The following is a 21,987-nucleotide window of genomic DNA, read 5'->3' as shown; positions in this document are numbered from 1 at the left end:
TCGCAGGATGGCTCTATGATGGACTTCATCTTGGAACCCGGGAGCCAGCGCATGCCATTGCCGTCCATGAAAGAGCAGTTCGCTGCGCTGATTGCCACACCTTCGGTCAGCTGTACCCAGCCGGCGCTGGATCAGTCCAATCGTGCGGTCATCGATTTGCTGGCGAGCTGGCTCGGCGACCTGGGTTTTGCCTGCGATATCCAGCAGGTCAGCCCTGGCAAATTCAACCTGCTCGCCAGTTTCGGCAGCGGCCCCGGCGGCCTGGTGCTGGCCGGGCACAGCGACACCGTGCCCTACGACGGCGCGCTATGGCAGACCGACCCGCTGAAGCTCACCGAGGTCGACGGGCGCTGGGTCGGCCTGGGCAGTTGCGACATGAAAGGTTTTTTCGCCCTGGTCATCGAGGCGGTCCGGCCGCTGCTGGAGCAGCCCTTCAAGCAACCTCTGCTGATCCTCGCCACCTGTGATGAGGAAAGCTCCATGGCCGGCGCCCGCGCCCTGGCCGAAGCCGGCCGGCCATTGGGGCGCGCCGCGGTGATCGGTGAGCCGACCGGGCTGCGGCCGATCCGCATGCACAAAGGGGTGATGATGGAGCGCATCGATATTCTCGGGCGCAGCGGCCATTCTTCCGACCCGAGCCTGGGCCATAGCGCCCTGGAAGCCATGCACGATGCCATCGGCGAACTGCGCGGCCTGCGCCTGGCGTGGCAGCGCGAATTCCGCAACCCGCAGTTCAGCGTGCCGCAGCCGACCCTGAATCTTGGGTGTATCCACGGTGGCGACAACCCGAACCGCATCTGCGGCCAATGCTCGCTGGAATTCGACCTGCGGCCGCTGCCGGGCATGGACCCGCAGGCGCTGCGCGCGGCCATCCGGCAGAAGCTGGTGCCCGTGGCCGAGCGGCACCAGGTGAAGATCGACTACGCGCCGCTGTTCCCCGAAGCACCGGCCTTCGAGCAGGCCGAAGACTGCGAACTGGTGCGGGTGGCCGAGCGCCTGACCGGTCATCGCGCCGAAGCAGTAGCGTTCGGCACCGAAGCGCCTTATCTTCAGCGCCTTGGCTGCGAGACAGTGGTGCTGGGCCCGGGCGACATCGCCTGTGCTCACCAGCCGGGGGAATACCTCGAAATGTCACGCTTGCAGCCTACCGTGCATCTACTACGTGAACTGATTAATCATTACTGCCTGACGCCGGCCTGATTTCTACTAAATCACCGACGGCCAAGCCCGTACCTCAAGGAGAGCGAGCGTGTCGCCAAGCCTGTTCCGACGATAACCACCAGCCCGCTGTGCGTTTTCCCGTTTCGTCCTTTTATAGGCTGCTTCTTATTTACAGGCTCAGGTTATGCCCGAATACGTCAATTGGCTTCGTCACGCTTCGCCTTATATCAATGCCCACCGCGACTGCACCTTCGTGGTCATGCTGCCCGGCGACGGCGTAGAACATCCGAACTTCGGCAACATCGTCCATGACCTGGTGCTGCTGCACAGCATGGGCGTGCGCCTGGTGCTGGTACACGGCTCGCGTCCACAGATCGAAGCCCGCCTGGCTGCGCGCGGCCTGACCCCGCATTACCACCACGGCATGCGCATCACCGATGCGGCGACCCTGGAATGCGTGATCGACGCCGTCGGCCAGTTGCGCATCGCTATCGAAGCGCGGCTGTCCATGGACATGGCGTCCTCGCCCATGCAGGGCTCGCGGTTGCGGGTCGCCAGCGGCAACCTGGTGACCGCCCGGCCGATCGGCGTGCTCGAGGGTGTCGACTATCACCACACCGGCGAAGTGCGCCGGGTCGACCGCAAGGGCATCAACCGCCTGCTGGACGAGCGCTCGATCGTCCTGCTGTCGCCCTTGGGCTACTCGCCGACCGGGGAAATCTTCAACCTCGCCTGCGAAGACGTCGCCACCCGCGCGGCCATCGACCTGGCTGCCGACAAGCTGCTGCTGTTCGGCGCCGAGCGTGGCCTGTTGGATGAAAGCGGCAATCTGGTGCGCGAACTGCGTCCGCAACAGGTGCCGGCGCATTTGCAGCGCCTGGGCAGCAACTATCAGGCGGAGCTGCTGGATGCCGCGGCCGAGGCTTGCCGGGGTGGCGTAGGGCGCAGCCATATCGTCAGTTACGCCGAAGACGGCGCGCTGCTGACCGAACTGTTCACCCGTGACGGTGGCGGTACGCTGGTGGCCCAGGAGCAGTTCGAACTGGTCCGCGAGGCGGCCATCGAGGACGTCGGCGGGTTGCTGGATCTGATCAGTCCGCTGGAGGAGCAGGGCATTCTGGTGCGGCGTTCCCGCGAGGTGCTCGAGCGTGAGATCGAGCAGTTCAGCGTGGTCGAGCGCGAGGGGATGATCATTGCCTGTGCCGCGCTCTACCAGATCGCCGACTCCGACGCCGGGGAGCTGGCCTGCCTGGCGGTGAACCCGGAATACCGCCACGGCGGTCGTGGCGACGAACTGTTGGAAAGGATCGAAACCCGGGCCCGGGCCCAGGGCCTGAAAACCCTGTTTGTCCTCACCACCCGTACCGCTCACTGGTTCCGTGAGCGCGGTTTTGCCCCTAGCAGCGTCGAGCGTCTGCCTTCCGCGCGGGCCTCGCTGTACAACTACCAGCGCAACTCGAAGATCTTCGAAAAAGCCCTCTGAGCTTCATCCCGTTCGGCAACCCGCTCTTGACAGGGGCGGGTTTTTCGTTGCGTCTGCCGAGCCTGATTTATGTTTCAGAAAAATAAATGCGTGCGATACAAAAACTGTAACAAATTGACGGGACCATCGGCGCCTAGCCATTATTGCGTCGCCTTTTCGATACTGGTTGACGTATCTGGCTTATGTTTTAACTGATCGATCTAAAGATCAGCGGGGAAATACCATTCAGGAATTAAACAGGACGCCGATACCTTGGGCCACGGCTCAAACGAACGTACCTGTCGATATTCCCGAACGGTATGAAAAAGAATGAAATAATTCTTTTTGGGTTTATGAGAAATTCATTACCCTGCAAGGACCCAATCATCGCGATTAGACCTTGGTCGTAGACACAGTTGGTTACGATTGACTTATGAGTCACGGTCTGGCGCTAATCGCCCACCGATGGACCCGGGGCAGCAGACCCTGGGCCTGAGTACACAAGAATTAGAAACGAGAGGAGCGAAACATGAACAAGTCCACCTTGGCCCTGGCTGTGGCCGTTGGGGTTATGGCGCAGCAGGCAGGCGCCGCCGGTTTCATCGAAGACAGCAAGGCCACTCTGGGTCTGCGTAACTTCTACATCAATACTGACAACCGCGATGCCGACACCAAGGCGTCCGGCGCACAGAACAAGTGGGAAGAGTGGGGCCAGGGCTTCCAGCTCAACTTCACTTCCGGCTACACCGAAGGCACCGTCGGTTTCGGTCTGGATGCAATCGGCTTGCTGGGCATCAAGCTGGATTCGGGCGGCGGCACCAACGGCGCCACTGCTACCTCTTATGGCGGCACTGTTTTCCCAAGCGAGTCCAACGGCAAAGCGGTCGATAACTACTCCAGCCTGGGCCTGACCGCCAAAGCCAAGATCTCCCAGACCGAACTGAAGCTCGGCACCCTGCAGCCAAAACTGCCGGTTATCGTGACCAACGATGGTCGTATGCTGCCGCAAACCTTCCAGGGCGGTCAGATCACCTCGAACGACATCAAGGACCTGACACTGGTGGGTGGTCAGATCGAGCATGCCAAGGGGCGTAACTCCAGCAACAACGAAGAGCTGTCGATTGCGGGCGCCAACGCTCACACCGCTGCTGGTCGTGACAGCAACAAGTTCATCTACGGTGGTGGTGACTACAAGATCACTAAAGATCTGACCGCTCAGTACTACTACGGCAACCTGAAAGACTTCTACAAGCAGCACTTCGTTGGCCTGCTGCACAACTGGGCTATCGGCCCGGGCGTATTGAAGTCTGACCTGCGTTACTTCAACAGCCGTGACGACGGTGCCAACGGCCACGACTCGGCCTACTACACCACCGGTGACTACGGCACTGGCATCACCAAGGGCAAGGTTGATAACAACCTGATCAGCGGCCTGTTCCTGTACTCGGTTGCCGGCCATACCTTCGGTGGCGGCTACCAGGTGAGTAACGGTGACAGCGACTTCCCTTGGCTGAACCAGGGTGACGGTTCGTCGGCTTACCTGACTACCGACATGCAGATCGCCAAGTTCGCCCGTGCTGGCGAACGTACCTGGCAAGCTCGCTACTCCTACGATTTCGCCAAGGTAGGCGTGCCTGGCCTGACCGCCGGTGTGATCTATCTGCGTGGCGATAACATCGACACTTCCGGCAAAGAGGGTTCCGTTCTCCCTCAGCGTACCGTTTCGGCGACCAACGCCAGCGAGTGGGAACGGGACCTGACCGTGGCCTACGTGATTCCGGAAGGTCCGCTGAAGAACCTGGGCCTGACCTGGAAAAACGCCATGTGGCGTAACGATATTCCGGGCCAGCGCTCGCAGGACGAAAACCGCCTGATCGTCAGCTACTCGATCCCGCTGTTGTAATCCGACGTTAAAACCTCGCCCGGCGCAATGCCGGGCGAGGTGTTGTCATCCAGGTCGGACCCACCCCCGCAGGTCCTCCCTGAAACCCCTCTTTACAGCTACTCAAGGCCTTCTCGAACCTTGTCGAAGATGGTGTGCCCTGGGCGCGCGCGAATCCAGTGAAGAGATTTTTAATATTCATTTATAGTCTAAATAAATCGATATTTATTCTTTTTAAATATTCCCAGGCGCAGGCACAGTAGGGCTCATAACGCACTCACAGGAGCAGCAACATGAGCCTCAGACTTGGCGACATCGCCCCCGACTTCGAACAGGATTCCAGTGCCGGCAAGATTCGTTTCCACGAGTGGCTCGGCGATAGTTGGGGCGTGCTGTTTTCCCACCCGGCGGACTTCACCCCGGTGTGCACTACCGAGCTGGGGTTCACCGCCAAGCTCAAGGACCAGTTCGCCGAGCGCGGCGTGAAAGCCATTGCCCTGTCGGTGGACCCGGTGGACTCGCACCACAAGTGGATCGAGGACATCAACGAAACCCAGAACACCCTCGTCAACTTCCCGATCCTGGCCGACGCCGACCGCAAGGTCTCGGACCTGTACGACCTGATCCACCCGAATGCCAACGACACCCTGACCGTGCGTTCGCTGTTCGTCATCGACCCGAACAAGAAGGTGCGCCTGACCATCACTTATCCGGCCAGTACCGGGCGCAATTTCCACGAGATCCTGCGGGTGATCGACTCGCTGCAGCTCACCGACAACTACAAGGTGGCCACCCCGGCCAACTGGCAGGACGGTGATGAAGTGGTGATCGTGCCGTCGCTCAAGGACGAAGAGGAAATCAAGAAACGCTTCCCCAAAGGTTATCGCGCGGTCAAACCCTACCTGCGCCTGACGCCGCAACCGAATCGCTGACACCGTGGGCCCGCAGGCGCGAGCCGGCATTGCCGCCGCCTGCGGGTCATGTACCGCTTCCACAAAGCAGGGGTTTTAAGGCCGTTTCGACGGCCTATTTTTTTGCCTGGAGAATGGCTTTTCTTATATTCATTTAAGGAATAAACAAATGAAAAAATAAGATTTATGGATATATAAATAGACTGTTAAGGTCTGCTCAGCTCAGCGAGATCGCAAACCGCGAATCGCCCATTACCGCTAAAGGAAACCTCTGCATGCTGGTCGTCTCACTCGGTGGCAGTCCCAGCCAACGCTCCCGCTCCGGGGTGCTGCTGGAACACGCCAAACGCTGGTTGCAGCAACAAGGTGTGGAAGTGGTCGACTATCAGGTCCGGGATTTCCCGGCCGAGGATCTGCTCCACGCGCGCTTCGACAGCCCGATGGTGATCGACCTGTTGCAACAGATCGAACAGGCCGACGGCTTGCTGATCGCCACGCCGGTCTACAAGGCATCGTTTTCCGGTGCGCTGAAAACCGTGCTCGACCTGCTGCCGGAACGCGCCCTGAACCACAAGGTGGTGCTGCCGATGGCCACGGGCGGCAGCATCGCCCACATGCTGGCGGTGGACTACGCGCTCAAGCCGGTGCTGTCGGCCCTCAAGGCCCAGGAGATGCTCCAGGGTATCTTCGCCGAGGACAGCCAGATCGCCTACGGCGAAGGCAGTGCCCAGGCGCAGCTGGCGCCGGCCCTGGAGCAGCGCCTGCGCGAAGCCCTGGAACAGTTCCACAGCGCCATGGCGCGGCGTCCCAAGCCGCTGGACCCGAATCTGTTGAATGATCGTTTGTTGAGTGCTCGCTGGAGCATTTGAGTCCTACCCGAATCTGAAGTACTGGCCTTACTTCGCCGCCAACGGCCTAGCAGGTGCAGCCAAAACCCAACAGCAAAAAGGAGAGCGCCATGCGCCCTGTGATTTTGCGTCGTGGTCTGGTCGCTCTGTTTGCTGCGGCTGTGTCCTTCGGCGCCATCGTTCAAGCCCAAGCGGCCGAGACCCTGCGTATCGGCTATCAGAAATACGGCACCCTGGTGCTGCTCAAGGCCAAGGGCTCGCTGGAGAAGCGCCTGGCGGAGCAGGGCGTGCAGGTGCAATGGACCGAGTTCCCCGGCGGTCCGCAGCTGCTGGAAGGGCTGAACGTCGGCTCCATCGACTTCGGCGTCACCGGCGAGACCCCGCCCGTATTCGCCCAGGCCGCCGGTGCCGACCTGTTGTACGTGGCCTACGAGCCACCGGCGCCGACCAGCGAAGTGATCCTGGTGCCCAAGGATTCGCCGATCAAGTCGGTGGCGGAGCTCAAGGGCAAGAAGGTGGTCCTCAACAAGGGCTCCAACGTGCACTACCTGCTGGTCCGCGCCCTGGAAGACGCCGGCCTCAAGTACAGCGACATCCAGACCGTATTCCTGCCGCCCGCCGATGCTCGCGCCGCCTTCGAGCGTGGCAGCGTCGATGCCTGGGTGATCTGGGACCCCTATCAGGCGGCGGCCGAGAAGCAGCTGCAAGCCCGCACCCTGCGTGACGGCAGCGGCATCGTCGACAACCACCAGTTCTACCTGGCGACCAAACCCTACGCGCAACAACACCCCGAGGTGATCAAGGCCCTGGTGGAGGAAGTGCGCGCGGTGGGCGAATGGTCCAAGGCCAACCCGGACGAGGTGACCCAGCAGGTGGCGCCACTGCTCGGCCTGCCGGCGGACATCACCCTGACCTCGGTGAAACGCCAGGGTTATGGCGCGAACTTCCTGACCCCGGACGTGGTGGCGGCCCAGCAGAAAATCGCCGACAGCTTCCATCAGCTCAAGCTGATTCCCAAGCCCCTGAACATCAAAGACGTGATCTGGACGCCTCCAGCCGCCGTTGCCAAAGCGCCGTAACTCGATCCCCTTAGGAGACAACTCCATGAGCCTCAATATTTTCTGGTTCCTGCCTACCCACGGCGACGGCCATTACCTTGGCACCGCCGAAGGCGCTCGCGCCGTCGACCACGGTTACCTGCAGCAGATCGCCCAGGCGGCCGACCGCCTCGGTTTCGGCGGCGTGCTGATCCCCACCGGGCGTTCCTGCGAGGACTCCTGGCTGGTGGCGGCCTCGCTGATCCCGGTGACCCAGCGCCTGAAGTTCCTGGTCGCCCTGCGCCCCGGGATCATTTCCCCGACGGTGGCGGCACGCCAGGCGGCAACCCTGGATCGCCTGTCCGGCGGCCGGGCGCTGTTCAACCTGGTGACCGGTGGCGATCCGGACGAACTGGCCGGCGACGGACTGTTCCTCAGCCATGAAGAGCGCTACCAGGCTTCGGTGGAATTCACCCGTATCTGGCGTCGGGTGCTGGAAGGCGAAACCGTCGACTACGATGGCCAGCACATCAGCGTGAAGGGCGCCAAGCTGCTCTATCCGCCGATCCAGCAGCCGCGTCCGCCGCTGTACTTCGGCGGCTCCTCGGAAGCCGCGCAGGACCTGGCCGCCGAACAGGTGGACATGGTCCTGACCTGGGGCGAACCGCCGGCCGCGGTGGCCGAGAAAATCGAGCAGGTCCGGGCCAAGGCCGCCAAGCAGGGGCGCAGTGTGCGCTTCGGCATTCGCCTGCATGTGATCGTGCGTGAAACCAACGCCGAGGCCTGGCAAGCAGCCGAACGCCTGATCTCCCATCTGGACGACGACACCATCGCCCGGGCCCAGGCTTCCCTGGCGCGCTTCGACTCGGTCGGCCAGCAGCGCATGGCGGCGCTGCACGGCGGGCGCCGCGACAAACTGGAAGTCAGCCCCAACCTCTGGGCCGGCGTCGGCCTGGTACGGGGGGGCGCGGGCACCGCGCTGGTCGGCGATGGCCCGACCGTGGCGGCGCGGATGAAGGAGTACGCGGACCTGGGTATCGACACCTTTATCTTCTCCGGTTACCCCCACCTGGAAGAGTCGTACCGGGTGGCCGAGCTGCTGTTCCCGCATCTGGATATCGAACGTCCCGAGCTGCCCAAGGGCGCCGGGTACGTCAGCCCGTTCGGCGAAATGGTCGCCAACGACATCATTCCCAAAGCTGCGTCCCAGAGCTGAGGCGTGGCCATGAACAGACAATCCTTGTTCCATCGCCTGGCACCCTGGGCCCTGCCGCTGCTGTTGCTAGCGGTGTGGCAATTGTCGGTCTCGGCCGGCTGGCTGTCGACGCGAATCCTGCCGGCACCCAGCGCGGTGATCGAAGCCGGGGTCGGCCTGGTGCGCAGCGGCGAAATCTGGACCCACCTGGCTATCAGCGGCTGGCGCGCGGCAATCGGCTTCCTGATCGGCGGCAGCATCGGCCTGGCCCTGGGTTTCATCACCGGTCTGTCGAAGTGGGGCGAACGCCTGCTCGACAGCTCGGTGCAGATGATCCGCAACGTACCGCACCTGGCGCTGATTCCTCTGGTGATCCTGTGGTTCGGCATCGATGAGTCGGCGAAGATTTTCCTGGTGGCCCTGGGCACCCTGTTCCCGATCTACCTGAACACCTACCACGGCATTCGCAACGTCGACCCGGCGCTGGTGGAAATGGCGCGCAGTTATGGCCTGTCCGGCTTCAGCCTGTTCCGTCAGGTGATACTGCCCGGCGCCTTGCCTTCGATCCTGGTGGGCGTGCGTTTTGCCCTGGGCTTCATGTGGCTGACGCTGATCGTCGCGGAAACCATCTCCGCCAGCTCCGGCATCGGTTATCTGGCGATGAACGCCCGGGAATTCCTGCAGACCGATGTGGTGGTGCTGGCCATCGTCATGTACGCCGTGCTCGGCAAACTGGCGGACCTCGCCGCACGCGGTCTGGAACGTGCCTGGCTGCGTTGGCATCCGGCCTATCAAGTGGCCAAGGGAGGTGCGCAATGACGGCTCAACAACCTCCACGCCTGCTGCGCGGTATTCCGCTGGTGGTGCGCAAGCTGCAAAAGACCTTCGGTTCGCGCCAGGTGCTGCGCGAGATCGACCTGCATATTCCGGCCGGGCAATTCGTCGCGGTGGTTGGCCGTAGCGGCTGCGGCAAGAGCACCTTGCTGCGCTTGCTGGCCGGCCTCGACAAACCCACCGGCGGCGAACTGCTGGCCGGTGCCGCGCCGCTGAGCCAGGCCATCGAGGACACCCGCTTGATGTTCCAGGAGGCGCGCCTGCTGCCCTGGAAGAAGGTCATCGACAACGTCGGCCTGGGCCTCAAGGGCGACTGGCGCCCCCAGGCCCTGGAAGCCCTGGAGGCGGTGGGCCTGGCCGATCGCGCCAATGAGTGGCCGGCCGCCTTGTCCGGCGGCCAGAAGCAGCGCGTGGCCCTGGCTCGGGCGCTGATTCACCAGCCACGCCTGTTGTTGCTGGACGAGCCCCTGGGCGCGCTGGATGCCCTGACCCGGATCGAGATGCAGCAACTGATCGAGCGCCTGTGGCAGCAGCATGGCTTCACCGTCCTGCTGGTGACCCACGATGTCAGCGAAGCGGTGGCGGTGGCCGACCGGGTGATCCTGATCGAAGAAGGCGAGGTCGGTCTCGATCTGCTGGTGGAGCTGCCGCGCCCACGGGTGCGTGGCTCCCATCGGCTGGCAGCGCTGGAAGCCGAAGTACTCAACCGCGTGTTGTCGCTGCCCGGGTCGCCACCCGAGCCGGAACCCGTTTCACCCTTGCCCACGCAATTGCGCTGGGCGCTTTAAAGCAGCAGCAAGTTTCCAGCTGCAAGCGGCAAGAAAGAGCCGAGCGCTTTTGCTTGCAGCTTATCGCTTGAAGCTTGTGGCTTATTTCGACCTCAGGAGAAATACCATGACTATCAAGGCCATCAACGTTCGCAACCAGTTCAAAGGCACCATCAAGGAAATCGTCGAAGGCGACGTGCTCTCGGAAATCGACGTGCAGACCGCCTCCGGCATCGTCACGTCGGTGATTACCACCCGTTCGGTGCGGGAGCTGGAACTGGCAATCGGCAGCGAAGTGATCGCGTTCGTGAAATCCACCGAGGTGTCGATCGCCAAGTTGTGATCGATGCACGACAACCGGCCCCGGACGGCGTGAGCCCTTCGGGGCTTTTTTGTGGGGCAGGGCTTGAGCGGTGCGGAAGGAGCAAGGCCGCTATCGCGAGCAAGCTCGCTCCTACAAGAACGGCGCGAACCTTTGTAGGAGCGAGCTTGCTCGCGATAGGGCATCAGCCCGACCGTGCTATCTCGCGCTTGGGCAGGTAGGGCGGCAGGTACAGCCCCAGGTAGGCATCGAATACCCGCATGCCTTCCTCGGCCATGCGCTCGGTGATCTGCCCGTGCTGCTGGACCGAGCGCGCATAGACGCGGTCGCCCAGTTCCATGGCCAGGGCGAACACATCCACATCCGCGGGCAGCGCCGGCAACTGGAAGTGCTGGTCGAACAGCTTGTGCATCAGGTCGCCCAGTTCGATGTCGTGCTGGCGGTCGGCCTGGGTGACCTCGGTGAGGCCATGCTGGGCCAGGATCAACTGGCGAGCCGCAGCGTCGGCGCTGTAGATGGCGAGCATGCGCTGTTCGACCAGCCGCGACAGGTCGTGCCAGCTGCTCAGGGTCGCGTGGTCGATAGGCTCTTGCAGGCAGGCGCGGAACGCGGCGTGGACGTCGGCAGTCAGGGCTTCAAGCAGGGCGGGAACGCTGGCGAAGAAGTGATAGACCGAGGAGGGCGGGATCTCCGCGCGCTCGGCCACGCTGTAGATCGACAGGCTGGCCACGCCCTCGGCGGCAAGCAGGGTGCGGGCGGCATCGAGTATCGAGTCGATCCGGGCCTGGCTGCGTGCGCGGGGTTTGCGGGGGGTGGCTACGCGTGTCATTGGAGTCTCCTGCGGGGCAGCGGGCATTGTACGAGGCGTGTCGGGTGTTGTCTGCCAGGACGCCTTCGCGGGCAAGCCTCGCTCCTACAAGATGGAAATGGCATACACCTCGAACCTGTAGGAGCGAGGCTTGCCCGCGATCCGCCGCAAGGCGGCCATAAAAAACGCCACGGGCCCTTCGGCCGGTGGCGTTTTTCTGGGCTACAGCCGCTTACACGGTGTGCAGGTACCAGTTGTACTCGAGGTCGGAGATCGAGTGCTCGAACTCCTCCAGCTCGCTTTCCTTACAGGCCACGAAGATATCGATGTATTTCGGGTCGATGTACTTGGCCATGACTTCGCTGTCGTCCAGCTCGCGCAGTGCGTCGCGCAGGTTGTTCGGCAGGCTTTGCTCGTTCTGCTCGTAGGAGTTGCCTTCGGTTGGCGCGCCCGGTTCGATCTTGTTGACCAGGCCGTGGTGCACGCCCGCCAGGACCGAAGCCATCAGCAGGTACGGGTTGGCATCGGCGCCGGCCACACGGTGCTCCAGGCGGACCGCGTCGGCGGAGCCGGTCGGTACGCGCAGGGCGACGGTGCGGTTGTCCAGGCCCCAGCTCGGCGAGTTCGGCACATAGAACTGCGCACCGAAACGACGGTAGGAGTTGACGTTCGGGCAGAGGAAAGCCATCTGCGCCGGTAGGGTCTCGAGCACACCGCCGATCGCGTGACGCAGTGCGGCGTTCTGCTCGGGATCCTCGCTGGCAAAAATATTCTTGCCGTCCTTGTCCAGGACCGAAATGTGGACGTGCAGACCATTACCCGCCTGGCCTGGGTAAGGCTTGGCCATGAAGGTGGTGTCCATCTCATGGTCGTAGGCGATGTTCTTGATCAGACGTTTGAGCAGTACCGCATAGTCGCAGGCCTTGATCGGGTCGGCGACGTGGTGCAGGTTCACTTCGAACTGCGCCGGAGCACTTTCCTTGACGATGGCGTCGGCCGGGATGCCTTGTTCTTTCGCGCCTTCGAGAATGTCCTGCAGGCAGTCGACGTATTCGTCGAGGTCGTCGATCAGGTACACCTGGGTCGAATGCGGGCGCTTGCCGGAGATCGGCGAGCGTGGCGGCTGTGGCCGGCCATTCACGTTCTCCTGGTCGATCAGGTAGAACTCCAGTTCAAACGCGGCGCAGATGGTCAGGCCCAGCTCGTCGAACTTGGCCACGACTTGACGCAGCACTTCGCGCGGGTCGGCGAAGAAAGGGTCGCCTTCGAGTTCGTGCATGGTCATCAGCAGTTGCGCGGTGGGGCGCTTCTGCCAGGGTTCATTGCACAGGGTATCGGGGATTGGATAGCAGATTCGATCGGCGTCGCCGATGTCCAGGCCCAGGCCGGTGCTTTCCACCGTCGAGCCATTGATATCCAGAGCAAATAAAGAGGCCGGCAGGTTGATGCCTTTCTCGTAAACCTTGTGGAGGCTGGTGCGTTCGATGCGCTTGCCGCGCACCACACCATTCATATCCGCAATCAGAAGGTCAACGTACAGAACCTCAGGATGTTCCTTAAGGAACGCGTTCGCTTCGTTAAGCTGAACGGCACGCGGGGGTACCGACATGATGCAACACCTTTGTTGTTAAAAATATCAATCATTGATCTTTTCAGGTTTCAGTCAACCCGAACGGCATGCCGAAGTCAAGCGAGGCCTTTTTTGCCCTAAAAAAGCGCCTGCGGGGCATTTTTGGGGCGCTTTTCTGGCTTCGGAGGGCTTGGCCGCCGCGGCCTTGAGCGGGCCGTGTTGTATTTTTTACGGGGGTGTTGTGTAAAAAAATGAACAAGGCTAAGCTCGATTTAAACCCATAACAGCAATAATACCGGGGTGTTTCATGTCTCGCCTGCCGTTAATCGGCGTCACCGCCTGCTCCAGGCAGATCGGTCTGCATGCTTATCACATCAGTGGCGACAAGTACGTCCGCGCAGTGGCAGTAGCAGCCAAGGGCGTGCCCATGATCCTCCCGTCCCTGGCCGATATTCTAAGCCCGTCCGATATTCTGGACGGTCTGGATGGCATCCTCTTTACCGGTTCACCCTCCAATATCGAGCCTTTTCACTATAGAGGTCCCGCCAGCGCGCCGGGAACCGCGCACGATCCTGCCCGTGATGCCAGCACCCTGCCGCTGATCCGCGCCGCAGTGGCGGCCGGGGTTCCGGTACTGGGGATCTGCCGCGGCTTCCAGGAAATGAACGTGGCCTTCGGCGGCAGCCTGCACCAGCGGGTCCACGAAGCCGGCCCGTTCATGGACCACCGTGAGGACGAGAGCCAGCCGGTGGAAGTGCAATACGGCCCCGCCCATGCGCTGCATGTGCAGCCGGGCGGGGTGCTGGCCGGCCTCGGCCTGCCGGCGCAGATTGAAGTCAATTCGATTCATGGCCAAGGCGTTGAACGTCTGGCGCCGGGCCTGAAGATAGAGGCCCTGGCACCCGACGGCTTGATCGAAGCCTTCTCCGTCGAGGGCGCGCCGATCGAGGGAGGCAAGGCTTTTGCTTTGGGGGTGCAATGGCACCCTGAATGGCAGGTAAGCTCTAACCCTCACTACCTCGCCATCTTCCAGGCATTTGGCGATGCCTGTCGCAAGCGGGTAATGCAACGCGACGCCAATGCGTCACAAAAACCTGGCTTATAAGAGCCAGGAAACTCACGCCTAGAGGCATTTATGAGTAACAACCTCGACCAGCTCACCGATTGGTTGAAAGACCACAAGATCACAGAAGTCGAATGCATGATTGGCGACCTGACCGGGATCACCCGGGGCAAGATCTCGCCAACCAACAAGTTCATCGCCGAAAAAGGCATGCGCCTGCCCGAGAGCGTGCTGTTGCAGACGGTGACCGGCGACTATGTCGAAGACGACATCTATTACGAACTGCTGGACCCGGCCGACATCGACATGGTCTGCCGCCCGGATCAGAACGCGGTATTCCTCGTGCCCTGGGCCATCGAACCGACCGCCCAGGTGATCCACGACACCTACGACAAGCAGGGCAACCCGATCGAGCTGTCGCCGCGCAACGTGCTCAAGAAGGTCCTGAAACTCTACGCCGACCACGGCTGGCAGCCGATCGTGGCGCCGGAGATGGAGTTCTACCTGACCAAGCGCAGCGACGACCCGGACTACCCGTTGCAGCCACCGGTCGGCCGTTCCGGTCGCCCGGAAACCGGTCGCCAGTCGTTCTCCATTGAAGCGGCCAACGAATTCGACCCGTTGTTCGAGGACGTCTACGACTGGTGCGAACTGCAGGAACTGGACCTCGACACGCTGATCCACGAAGACGGCACGGCGCAGATGGAAATCAACTTCCGTCACGGCGACGCTCTGTCCCTGGCCGACCAGATCCTGGTGTTCAAGCGCACCATGCGCGAAGCCGCGCTCAAGCACGAGGTGGCCGCCACCTTCATGGCCAAGCCGATGACCGGCGAGCCGGGCAGCGCCATGCACCTGCACCAGAGCATCATCGACATCGAGACTGGCAAGAACGTCTTCTCCAATGACGACGGGACCATGAGCCAGCTGTTCCTCAACCACATCGGCGGCCTGCAGAAGTTCATCCCCGAGCTGCTGCCGCTGTTCGCGCCCAACGTCAACTCGTTCCGCCGCTTCCTGCCGGACACCTCGGCACCGGTGAACGTGGAGTGGGGCGAAGAGAACCGCACCGTGGGCCTGCGTGTGCCGGATGCCGGGCCGCAGAACCGTCGGGTGGAAAACCGCCTGCCGGGCGCCGACGCCAACCCTTACCTGGCCATCGCCGCCAGCCTGCTGTGCGGTTTCATCGGCATGGTCGAAGGCCACAACCCGAGCGCACCGGTGGTCGGCCGCGGTTACGAGCGCCGCAACCTGCGCCTGCCGTTGACCATCGAGGACGCTCTGGAGCGCATGGAAAACAGCAAGACCATCGAGAAATACCTGGGCAAGAAATTCATCACTGGCTACGTCGCGGTCAAGCGGGCCGAGCATGAAAACTTCAAGCGCGTCATCAGTTCGTGGGAGCGGGAGTTCCTGCTCTTCGCCGTCTGATGCGCGGGGCGCCGCCGTCACCGGCGGCGCCCTCACCGGAAAATCAGGAGAGTTCCAATGACCAGCAACAACCCGCAAACCCGTGAGTGGCAAACCCTCAGCAGCGAGCACCACCTGGCACCCTTCAGCGACTTCAAGCAGTTGAAGGAGAAGGGGCCGCGGATCATCACCAATGCCGAGGGCGTTTACCTCTGGGACAGCGAGGGCAACAAGATCCTCGACGGCATGGCCGGGCTGTGGTGCGTGGCTATCGGTTACGGCCGCGAAGAACTGGCCGAAGCCGCCAGCAAGCAGATGCGCGAGCTGCCGTACTACAACCTGTTCTTCCAGACCGCTCACCCGCCGGCGCTGGAACTGGCCAAGGCCATCTCCGATGTTGCCCCGCAGGGCATGAACCATGTGTTCTTCACCGGTTCCGGCTCCGAAGGCAACGACACCATGCTGCGCATGGTTCGCCATTACTGGGCGATCAAGGGCCAGCCGAAGAAGAAAACCATCATCAGCCGGGTCAACGGCTATCACGGTTCCACCGTGGCCGGCGCGAGCCTGGGCGGCATGACCTATATGCACGAACAGGGCGACTTGCCGATCCCGGGCATCGTGCATATCCCGCAGCCTTACTGGTTCGGCGAAGGCGGCGACATGACCCCGGACGAGTTCGGGATCTGGGCGGCCAACCAGCTGGAAGAGAAGATTCTCGAACTCGGCGTCGACAACGTCGGTGCCTTCATTGCCGAGCCGATCCAGGGCGCGGGCGGCGTGATCGTGCCGCCGGAAAGCTACTGGCCGCGGATCAAGGAGATCCTTGCCAAGTACGACATCCTGTTCGTCGCCGACGAGGTGATCTGTGGGTTCGGGCGTACCGGTGAGTGGTTCGGTAGCGATTTCTACGACCTCAAGCCGGACATGATGACCATCGCCAAGGGCCTGACCTCCGGCTACATCCCCATGGGTGGCCTGATCGTGCGCGACGAAGTGGTGGCGGTGCTCAACGAGGGCGGCGATTTCAACCACGGTTTCACCTATTCCGGGCACCCGGTGGCCGCCGCCGTGGCCCTGGAAAACATCCGCATCATGCGCGACGAGAAAATTATCGAGCGCGTCAAGGCAGAAACGGCACCTTATTTGCAGAAACGTCTGCGGGAACTGAACGATCACCCGCTGGTGGGTGAGGTTCGCGGAGTCGGCCTGTTGGGCGCCATCGAGTTGGTTCAGGACAAGGCCACCCGTGCGCGGTATGTCGGAAAAGGCGTCGGCATGATCTGCCGGCAGTTCTGCTTCGACAACGGCCTGATCATGCGCGCCGTGGGCGACACCATGATCATTGCTCCGCCCCTGGTGATCACCAAGGAGGAGATCGATGAGCTGGTGAGCAAGGCCCGCAAGTGCCTGGACCTGACCTTGAGTGCGTTGCAGGGCTAAGTGCTAGGCTCTGAGCGAAGTACCCCGTGGTACTTCGCTCGGGGCGGCCATAAAGGCTGGGTCTTTTGTTGAAAGCCCGCCTTGGAACTTGCCAGACTACCGCCTGTTTTTAGTTGCCTGGCAACCGGTCGCTGAACACAAGGTTAAAAAGAATAATTGGAGCATGACGCATGAAGGCAATAGGTATGAAGAAAGCTGGCAAGACCCTCCTCGCCATGTCCCTGATGGGCGCGATGGCGGCAGTGGCCCAGGCAGACGACAAGGTGCTGCACGTTTACAACTGGTCCGACTACATCGCACCCGACACCATCGCGAACTTCGAGAAAGAGTCCGGGATCAAGGTGGTCTACGACGTTTTCGACAGCAACGAAACCCTGGAAGCCAAACTGCTGGCAGGCAAGTCCGGTTACGACGTGGTCGTGCCGTCGAACAACTTCCTGGCCAAGCAGATCAAGGCCGGTGTCTATCAGGAGCTGGATGTCTCCAAGTTGCCCAACTGGAAAAACCTGAACCAGGATCTGCTCAAGGCAGTTTCGGTCAGTGACCCGGGCAACAAGCACGCTTTCCCATACATGTGGGGTTCCATCGGCATCGGTTACAACCCGGAGAAGGTCAAGGCTGCGCTGGGCGTCGACAAGATCGATTCCTGGGACACCCTGCTCAAGCCCGAGAACATTGCCAAGCTCAAGGGCTGCGGCGTGAGCTTCCTCGACTCGCCAACCGAAATGATCCCGGTCGCCCTGCATTACCTGGGCCTGCCGACCGACAGCCAGAAGAAAGACGACATCAAGAAAGCCGAAGAGCTGTTCCTCAAGATTCGTCCTTCGATCACCTATTTCCACTCCTCCAAGTACATCTCGGACCTGGCCAACGGCAACATCTGCGTAGCGGTCGGCTATTCGGGTGACGTGCAGCAGGCCAAGTCCCGTGCCGCCGAAGCCGGCGACAAGGTGAAAGTCAGCTACGCCATTCCGAAAGAAGGCGCCGGCACCTTCTACGACATGGTCGCTATCCCCAAGGATGCGGAAAACGTCGAGGGCGCCTACAAGTTCATGACCTTCCTGCAGAAGCCTGAAGTCATGGCCAGCATCACCAACGCCGTGCGTTTCCCGAACGGCAACGCCGCCGCAACGGCACTGGTGGAAAAAGACATCACCAGCGATCCAGGCATCTACCCGCCAGCCGACGTGCAGGCCAAGCTGTATGCGATCGCCGATCTGCCGGCCGCTACCCAGCGTGAGCTGACCCGCAGCTGGACCAAGATCAAATCCGGCAAATAAGCCGGTTTGAGGCAGCAACCGCTGGCCGTCGTCCCCGCGAGGGCGGTCAGCGGTGCAATTAAATGACAGAAAGTTTTGCTGGATCGGTTTATCGAAGGTAAGTTGCGCGCCGGTTTTGTTGCTGGGCAGCTCTTGGCTGTCATGTAGTGCGGGCAACTCAGGCCCAATTGTTTAGAGGACCTCCACTTGCCTATTTCTTTATTTCGCAAAGCCATGCTGGTGGGCGCCGGGCTGACGCTGGCCGTCAGCGCCTATGCCGCGCCAACCGTGCATATTTATAACTGGTCTGACTATATCGGTCAGAGCACATTGGCGGACTTCGAAAAGGCCACCGGCATCAAGCCGCTGTACGACGTGTTCGACTCCAACGAAACCCTGGAAGGCAAGTTGCTCGCCGGTCGTACCGGCTATGACGTGGTCGTGCCGTCCAACCACTTCCTGGGCAAGCAGATCAAGGCCGGGGCGTTCCAGAAGCTCGACAAGGCGCAGTTGCCCAACTATTCGAACCTCGACCCGGTGCTGCTCAAGCGCCTGGAGAAGAACGACCCGGGCAACCAGTACGCCGTGCCTTACCTGTGGGGCACCAACGGCATCGGCTACAACGTCGAGAAGGTCAAGGCCGCGCTGGGCGTGGACAAGATCGACTCCTGGGCCATGCTGTTCGAACCGGAAAACATCAAGAAACTGTCGAGCTGCGGCGTCGCCTTCCTCGACTCCGCCGATGAAATGCTCCCGGCGGTACTCAACTACATGGGCCTGGACCCCAACAGCCAGAACCCCGACGACTACAAGAAGGCCGAAGCCAAGTTGCTGGCGGTGCGGCCTTACGTGACCTACTTCAACTCCTCGAAATACATCTCCGACCTGGCCAATGGCGAAATCTGCGTGGCCGCGGGCTTCTCCGGCGATGTGTTCCAGGCCAAGGCGCGCGCCGCCGAAGCCGGCAAGGGCATCGAGATCGCCTATGTGATCCCCAAGGAAGGCGGCAACCTCTGGTTCGACATGCTGGCCATTCCCAAGGACGCCGGTAACGTCAAGCAGGCCCATGCCTTCATCAATTACCTGCTCAAGCCTGAGGTGATTGCCCAGGTCAGCGACTCCGTCGGCTACGCCAACCCGAACCCCAAGGCGGGTGAGCTGATGGACCAGTCGGTGCGCAAGGACGAAGCGGTTTACCCGGCGCAGGAAATTGTCGACAAGCTGTATGTCAACTCAGAGTTGCCGCCCAAGATCCAACGACTCATGACCCGCAGCTGGACCAAGGTCAAGTCGGGCAAATAGCGTCAATCGCTCAAACTATCCAGAGTTCGCCCGCATGGGGCGAACTGCAAATTCTGTTGGGAGTTTCGTAAATGGCAGTTGCCTCCGGCGCCTACAAGAAAGCCCTCGAGGGCGACCAGACACCGAAGCAGGTGTTGGTCAAGATCGACCGGGTCACGAAGAAGTTCGACGAGACGATTGCCGTGGACGACGTGTCCCTGGAAATCAAGAAAGGCGAGATCTTCGCCCTGCTCGGCGGTTCTGGCTCGGGTAAGTCCACCTTGCTGCGCATGCTCGCGGGGTTCGAACGGCCCACGGAGGGACGCATCTACCTGGACGGTGTGGACATCACCGACATGCCGCCCTACGAGCGGCCGATCAACATGATGTTCCAGTCCTACGCCTTGTTCCCGCACATGACCGTGGCGCAGAACATCGCCTTCGGCCTGCAGCAGGACAAGATTCCCAAGGCCGAGATCGATGCCCGCGTGGCCGAGATGCTCAAGCTGGTGCAGATGAGCCAGTACGCCAAGCGCAAGCCGCATCAGCTCTCTGGCGGCCAGCGCCAGCGCGTGGCCCTGGCCCGTTCCCTGGCCAAGCGGCCGAAACTGCTGCTGCTCGACGAGCCGATGGGCGCGCTGGATAAAAAGCTGCGCTCGCAGATGCAACTGGAGCTGGTGGAGATCATCGAGCGCGTCGGCGTGACCTGCGTGATGGTGACCCACGACCAGGAAGAGGCCATGACCATGGCCGAGCGTATTGCGATCATGCACCTGGGCTGGATCGCCCAGATCGGCAGCCCGATCGACATCTACGAAACCCCGACCAGCCGCCTGGTCTGCGAATTCATCGGCAACGTCAACATCTTCGAAGGTGAAGTGATCGACGACGCCGAAGGCCACGCGACCATCACCTGCAAGGACCTGGATCGCAACATCTACGTGGGCCACGGCATCAGCACCTCGGTGCAGGACAAGTCGGTGACCTACGCCATCCGCCCGGAAAAACTCCTGGTGACCCCGGACATGCCGACCTGCGAATACAACTGGTCGAGCGGCAAGGTGCACGACATCGCTTACCTGGGCGGGCACTCGGTGTTCTACGTCGAGCTGCCGAGCGGCAAGCTGGTGCAGTCGTTCGTGGCCAACGCCGAGCGTCGCGGCGCGCGGCCGACCTGGGGCGACCAGGTGTACGTCTGGTGGGAAGACGACAGCGGCGTGGTACTGCGCTCATGAACATGCGAAAGCTCAAGCGCCGCCTCAATCGAATAATTCCCGGTGGCCGCCAGATGGTCATCGGAGTCCCGTTCCTCTGGCTGTTCCTGTTCTTCATGCTGCCGTTCTTCATCGTCCTGAAGATCAGCTTCGCCGAAGCGGACGTGGCCATTCCACCGTACACCGAGATCTACAGCTTCATCGACCAGAAGCTGCAGGTGCTGCTCAACCTGGGCAACTACGCGATGCTCGGCGACGACGAACTGTACATCGCCGCCTACCTCGGCTCGCTGAAGATGGCCTTCTTCAGCACCCTGCTGTGCCTGCTGATCGGCTACCCGATGGCCTATGCCATCGCCAGCGCCCGCAAAGAGCTGCAGACCGTGCTGGTGCTGCTGATCATGATGCCGACCTGGACCGCGATCCTGATCCGCGTCTACGCCTGGATGGGCATCCTCAGCAACAACGGCCTGCTCAACGGCTTCCTGATGGGCATGGGCTTGATCGACGAGCCGCTGCAGATCCTCAACACCAACCTGGCGGTGTACATCGGCGTGGTCTATTCGTACCTGCCGTTCATGATCCTGCCGCTCTACGCCAACCTGGTGAAGCACGATACCAGCCTGCTGGAAGCCGCCTCGGACCTGGGTTCGAGCACCTTCAACAGCTTCTGGAAAATCACCGTGCCGCTGTCGAAGAACGGCATCATCGCCGGCTGCATGCTGGTGTTCATCCCGGTGGTGGGCGAGTTCGTGATCCCGGAACTGCTCGGCGGTCCGGAAACCCTGATGATCGGTAAAGTGCTCTGGCAAGAGTTCTTCAACAACCGTGACTGGCCGGTGGCCTCGGCCCTGGCAGTGGTGATGCTGGCGATCCTGATTGTGCCGATCATCCTCTTCAACCGCAGTCAGGCCAAAGAAATGGAGGGCAAGGAATGAAGCGCTTCAGTTTCTCGAACCTGATGCTGGTGGTGGGGCTGGTATTCATCTACCTGCCGATGCTGATCCTGGTGATCTACTCGTTCAACGCCTCCAAGCTGGTGACGGTCTGGGGCGGCTGGTCGGTGAAGTGGTACGTCGGCCTGCTGGACAACTCGCAGTTGATGGGCTCGGTGGTGCGCTCCCTGGAGATCGCCTGTTACACCGCGATTGCCGCGGTGGCCCTGGGCACCCTGGCGGCCTTCGTGCTGACCCGTATCACTCACTTCAAGGGCCGCACGCTGTTCGGCGGCCTGGTCACCGCGCCGCTGGTGATGCCGGAAGTGATCACCGGCCTGTCGCTGTTGCTGCTGTTCGTGGCCATGGCGCAGATGATCGGCTGGCCGCAGGAGCGTGGCATCGTCACCATCTGGATCGCCCACACCACGTTCTGCGCGGCCTATGTGGCGGTGGTGGTGTCGGCGCGCCTGCGTGAGCTGGACCTGTCCATTGAAGAGGCGGCCATGGACCTGGGGGCACGGCCGTGGAAGGTGTTCTTCCTGATCACCATCCCGATGATCGCGCCCTCGTTGGCGGCGGGCG

Annotated in this window: 20 protein-coding genes; 18 read left to right on the top strand and 2 right to left on the bottom strand. The window is 61.7% G+C overall.

All coding sequences use genetic code 11. From position 1 onward, the window contains the following. The first annotated feature begins 51 nt into the window (after window positions 1-51). The 10 genes from argE to DK261_RS02840 all read left to right on the top strand — a co-directional run bounded on the left by argE (window position 52) and on the right by DK261_RS02840 (window position 10,440). On the top strand, window positions 52-1,200 hold the full coding sequence (gene argE, locus DK261_RS02885) for an acetylornithine deacetylase (protein WP_028683694.1): 1,149 nt from the start codon (window positions 52-54) through the stop codon (window positions 1,198-1,200). Between the two features lie 145 nt (window positions 1,201-1,345). Further along, on the top strand, window positions 1,346-2,644 hold the full coding sequence (argA, locus tag DK261_RS02880) for an amino-acid N-acetyltransferase (RefSeq protein WP_009051388.1): 1,299 nt from the start codon (window positions 1,346-1,348) through the stop codon (window positions 2,642-2,644). 508 nt (window positions 2,645-3,152) lie between these two features. Then, window positions 3,153-4,526, top strand: coding sequence for an OprD family porin (locus DK261_RS02875; RefSeq protein ID WP_025807108.1), 1,374 nt, complete (start codon window positions 3,153-3,155; stop codon window positions 4,524-4,526). A 272-nt stretch (window positions 4,527-4,798) separates the two neighbouring features. Next, window positions 4,799-5,437, top strand: coding sequence for a peroxiredoxin (locus DK261_RS02870; RefSeq protein ID WP_009051386.1), 639 nt, complete (start codon window positions 4,799-4,801; stop codon window positions 5,435-5,437). A gap of 254 nt (window positions 5,438-5,691) precedes the next feature. After that, window positions 5,692-6,285: an NADPH-dependent FMN reductase gene (ssuE, locus tag DK261_RS02865; protein ID WP_007928287.1), complete on the top strand. Its 594-nt coding sequence runs from the start codon at window positions 5,692-5,694 to the stop codon at window positions 6,283-6,285. 89 nt (window positions 6,286-6,374) lie between these two features. Further along, window positions 6,375-7,343: a sulfonate ABC transporter substrate-binding protein gene (locus DK261_RS02860; protein WP_110175266.1), complete on the top strand. Its 969-nt coding sequence runs from the start codon at window positions 6,375-6,377 to the stop codon at window positions 7,341-7,343. 25 nt (window positions 7,344-7,368) lie between these two features. Next, entirely contained in the window at window positions 7,369-8,517 is a 1,149-nt protein-coding gene (ssuD, locus tag DK261_RS02855) for an FMNH2-dependent alkanesulfonate monooxygenase (RefSeq protein WP_009051384.1), read from the top strand. Window positions 8,518-8,526: 9 nt separating this feature from the next. After that, a complete protein-coding gene (gene ssuC, locus DK261_RS02850; RefSeq protein ID WP_063433340.1) occupies window positions 8,527-9,315 on the top strand; it encodes an aliphatic sulfonate ABC transporter permease SsuC in 789 nt (262 codons plus the stop codon). Then, complete coding sequence (gene ssuB / locus DK261_RS02845; protein WP_009051382.1) at window positions 9,312-10,118, top strand: aliphatic sulfonates ABC transporter ATP-binding protein; 807 nt, start codon at window positions 9,312-9,314, stop codon at window positions 10,116-10,118. Before ssuC ends, ssuB begins: the two co-directional genes overlap by 4 nt. A gap of 106 nt (window positions 10,119-10,224) precedes the next feature. Continuing rightward, entirely contained in the window at window positions 10,225-10,440 is a 216-nt protein-coding gene (locus DK261_RS02840) for a molybdopterin-binding protein (protein ID WP_007928303.1), read from the top strand. A 163-nt stretch (window positions 10,441-10,603) separates the two neighbouring features. On the opposite strand, the gene DK261_RS02835 is transcribed toward DK261_RS02840, so the two are convergent. Both DK261_RS02835 and DK261_RS02830 read right to left on the bottom strand, forming a co-directional pair. Further along, window positions 10,604-11,248, bottom strand: a complete 645-nt coding sequence (locus DK261_RS02835; protein ID WP_103330872.1) for a TetR/AcrR family transcriptional regulator — start codon at window positions 11,246-11,248, stop codon at window positions 10,604-10,606. A 211-nt stretch (window positions 11,249-11,459) separates the two neighbouring features. Then, a complete protein-coding gene (locus tag DK261_RS02830; protein ID WP_009051380.1) occupies window positions 11,460-12,836 on the bottom strand; it encodes a glutamine synthetase family protein in 1,377 nt (458 codons plus the stop codon). A 268-nt stretch (window positions 12,837-13,104) separates the two neighbouring features. Between DK261_RS02830 and DK261_RS02825 the strand changes: the two genes are divergently transcribed. The 8 genes from DK261_RS02825 to DK261_RS02790 all read left to right on the top strand — a co-directional run. Continuing rightward, on the top strand, window positions 13,105-13,902 hold the full coding sequence (locus DK261_RS02825; RefSeq protein WP_016705049.1) for a gamma-glutamyl-gamma-aminobutyrate hydrolase family protein: 798 nt from the start codon (window positions 13,105-13,107) through the stop codon (window positions 13,900-13,902). 30 nt (window positions 13,903-13,932) lie between these two features. Next, complete coding sequence (locus DK261_RS02820; protein ID WP_009051378.1) at window positions 13,933-15,291, top strand: glutamine synthetase family protein; 1,359 nt, start codon at window positions 13,933-13,935, stop codon at window positions 15,289-15,291. 57 nt (window positions 15,292-15,348) lie between these two features. Further along, the gene (locus DK261_RS02815; RefSeq protein WP_016705050.1) at window positions 15,349-16,713 is read left to right on the top strand and encodes an aspartate aminotransferase family protein; all 1,365 of its coding nucleotides are present in this window, start codon (window positions 15,349-15,351) and stop codon (window positions 16,711-16,713) included. Between the two features lie 185 nt (window positions 16,714-16,898). Continuing rightward, the gene (locus tag DK261_RS02810; protein ID WP_016705051.1) at window positions 16,899-17,993 is read left to right on the top strand and encodes a polyamine ABC transporter substrate-binding protein; all 1,095 of its coding nucleotides are present in this window, start codon (window positions 16,899-16,901) and stop codon (window positions 17,991-17,993) included. 186 nt (window positions 17,994-18,179) lie between these two features. After that, window positions 18,180-19,274, top strand: coding sequence for a polyamine ABC transporter substrate-binding protein (locus tag DK261_RS02805; protein ID WP_009051375.1), 1,095 nt, complete (start codon window positions 18,180-18,182; stop codon window positions 19,272-19,274). Between the two features lie 71 nt (window positions 19,275-19,345). Beyond that, window positions 19,346-20,488 carry an ABC transporter ATP-binding protein gene (locus tag DK261_RS02800; protein ID WP_007928322.1) on the top strand — a complete coding sequence of 381 codons (1,143 nt, stop codon included), beginning with the start codon at window positions 19,346-19,348 and terminating at the stop codon, window positions 20,486-20,488. 35 nt (window positions 20,489-20,523) lie between these two features. Next, on the top strand, window positions 20,524-21,405 hold the full coding sequence (locus tag DK261_RS02795) for an ABC transporter permease subunit (RefSeq protein WP_172833407.1): 882 nt from the start codon (window positions 20,524-20,526) through the stop codon (window positions 21,403-21,405). Next, window positions 21,402-21,987, top strand: a 586-nt coding sequence (locus DK261_RS02790) for an ABC transporter permease subunit (RefSeq protein WP_218278166.1), incomplete at its 3' end; no start/stop codon positions are given. The genes DK261_RS02795 and DK261_RS02790, both read left to right, overlap by 4 nt.

The sequence above is a fragment of the Pseudomonas sp. RW409 genome, from assembly GCF_003184125.1.
In the GTDB taxonomy this organism is placed as follows: domain Bacteria; phylum Pseudomonadota; class Gammaproteobacteria; order Pseudomonadales; family Pseudomonadaceae; genus Aquipseudomonas; species Aquipseudomonas chlororaphis_I.
Note: the sequence above shows the minus strand (reverse complement) of the source record. Positions and strands in the feature narration are given on the sequence as shown.

Coding starts and splice junctions, on each gene's coding strand:
- argE (WP_028683694.1), top strand. CDS start 52: ATGCCATTGCCGTCCATGAAAGAGCAGTTCGCTGCGCTGATTGCCACA.
- argA (WP_009051388.1), top strand. CDS start 1,346: ATGCCCGAATACGTCAATTGGCTTCGTCACGCTTCGCCTTATATCAAT.
- DK261_RS02875 (WP_025807108.1), top strand. CDS start 3,153: ATGAACAAGTCCACCTTGGCCCTGGCTGTGGCCGTTGGGGTTATGGCG.
- DK261_RS02870 (WP_009051386.1), top strand. CDS start 4,799: ATGAGCCTCAGACTTGGCGACATCGCCCCCGACTTCGAACAGGATTCC.
- ssuE (WP_007928287.1), top strand. CDS start 5,692: ATGCTGGTCGTCTCACTCGGTGGCAGTCCCAGCCAACGCTCCCGCTCC.
- DK261_RS02860 (WP_110175266.1), top strand. CDS start 6,375: ATGCGCCCTGTGATTTTGCGTCGTGGTCTGGTCGCTCTGTTTGCTGCG.
- ssuD (WP_009051384.1), top strand. CDS start 7,369: ATGAGCCTCAATATTTTCTGGTTCCTGCCTACCCACGGCGACGGCCAT.
- ssuC (WP_063433340.1), top strand. CDS start 8,527: ATGAACAGACAATCCTTGTTCCATCGCCTGGCACCCTGGGCCCTGCCG.
- ssuB (WP_009051382.1), top strand. CDS start 9,312: ATGACGGCTCAACAACCTCCACGCCTGCTGCGCGGTATTCCGCTGGTG.
- DK261_RS02840 (WP_007928303.1), top strand. CDS start 10,225: ATGACTATCAAGGCCATCAACGTTCGCAACCAGTTCAAAGGCACCATC.
- DK261_RS02835 (WP_103330872.1), bottom strand. CDS start 11,248: ATGACACGCGTAGCCACCCCCCGCAAACCCCGCGCACGCAGCCAGGCC.
- DK261_RS02830 (WP_009051380.1), bottom strand. CDS start 12,836: ATGTCGGTACCCCCGCGTGCCGTTCAGCTTAACGAAGCGAACGCGTTC.
- DK261_RS02825 (WP_016705049.1), top strand. CDS start 13,105: ATGTCTCGCCTGCCGTTAATCGGCGTCACCGCCTGCTCCAGGCAGATC.
- DK261_RS02820 (WP_009051378.1), top strand. CDS start 13,933: ATGAGTAACAACCTCGACCAGCTCACCGATTGGTTGAAAGACCACAAG.
- DK261_RS02815 (WP_016705050.1), top strand. CDS start 15,349: ATGACCAGCAACAACCCGCAAACCCGTGAGTGGCAAACCCTCAGCAGC.
- DK261_RS02810 (WP_016705051.1), top strand. CDS start 16,899: ATGAAGAAAGCTGGCAAGACCCTCCTCGCCATGTCCCTGATGGGCGCG.
- DK261_RS02800 (WP_007928322.1), top strand. CDS start 19,346: ATGGCAGTTGCCTCCGGCGCCTACAAGAAAGCCCTCGAGGGCGACCAG.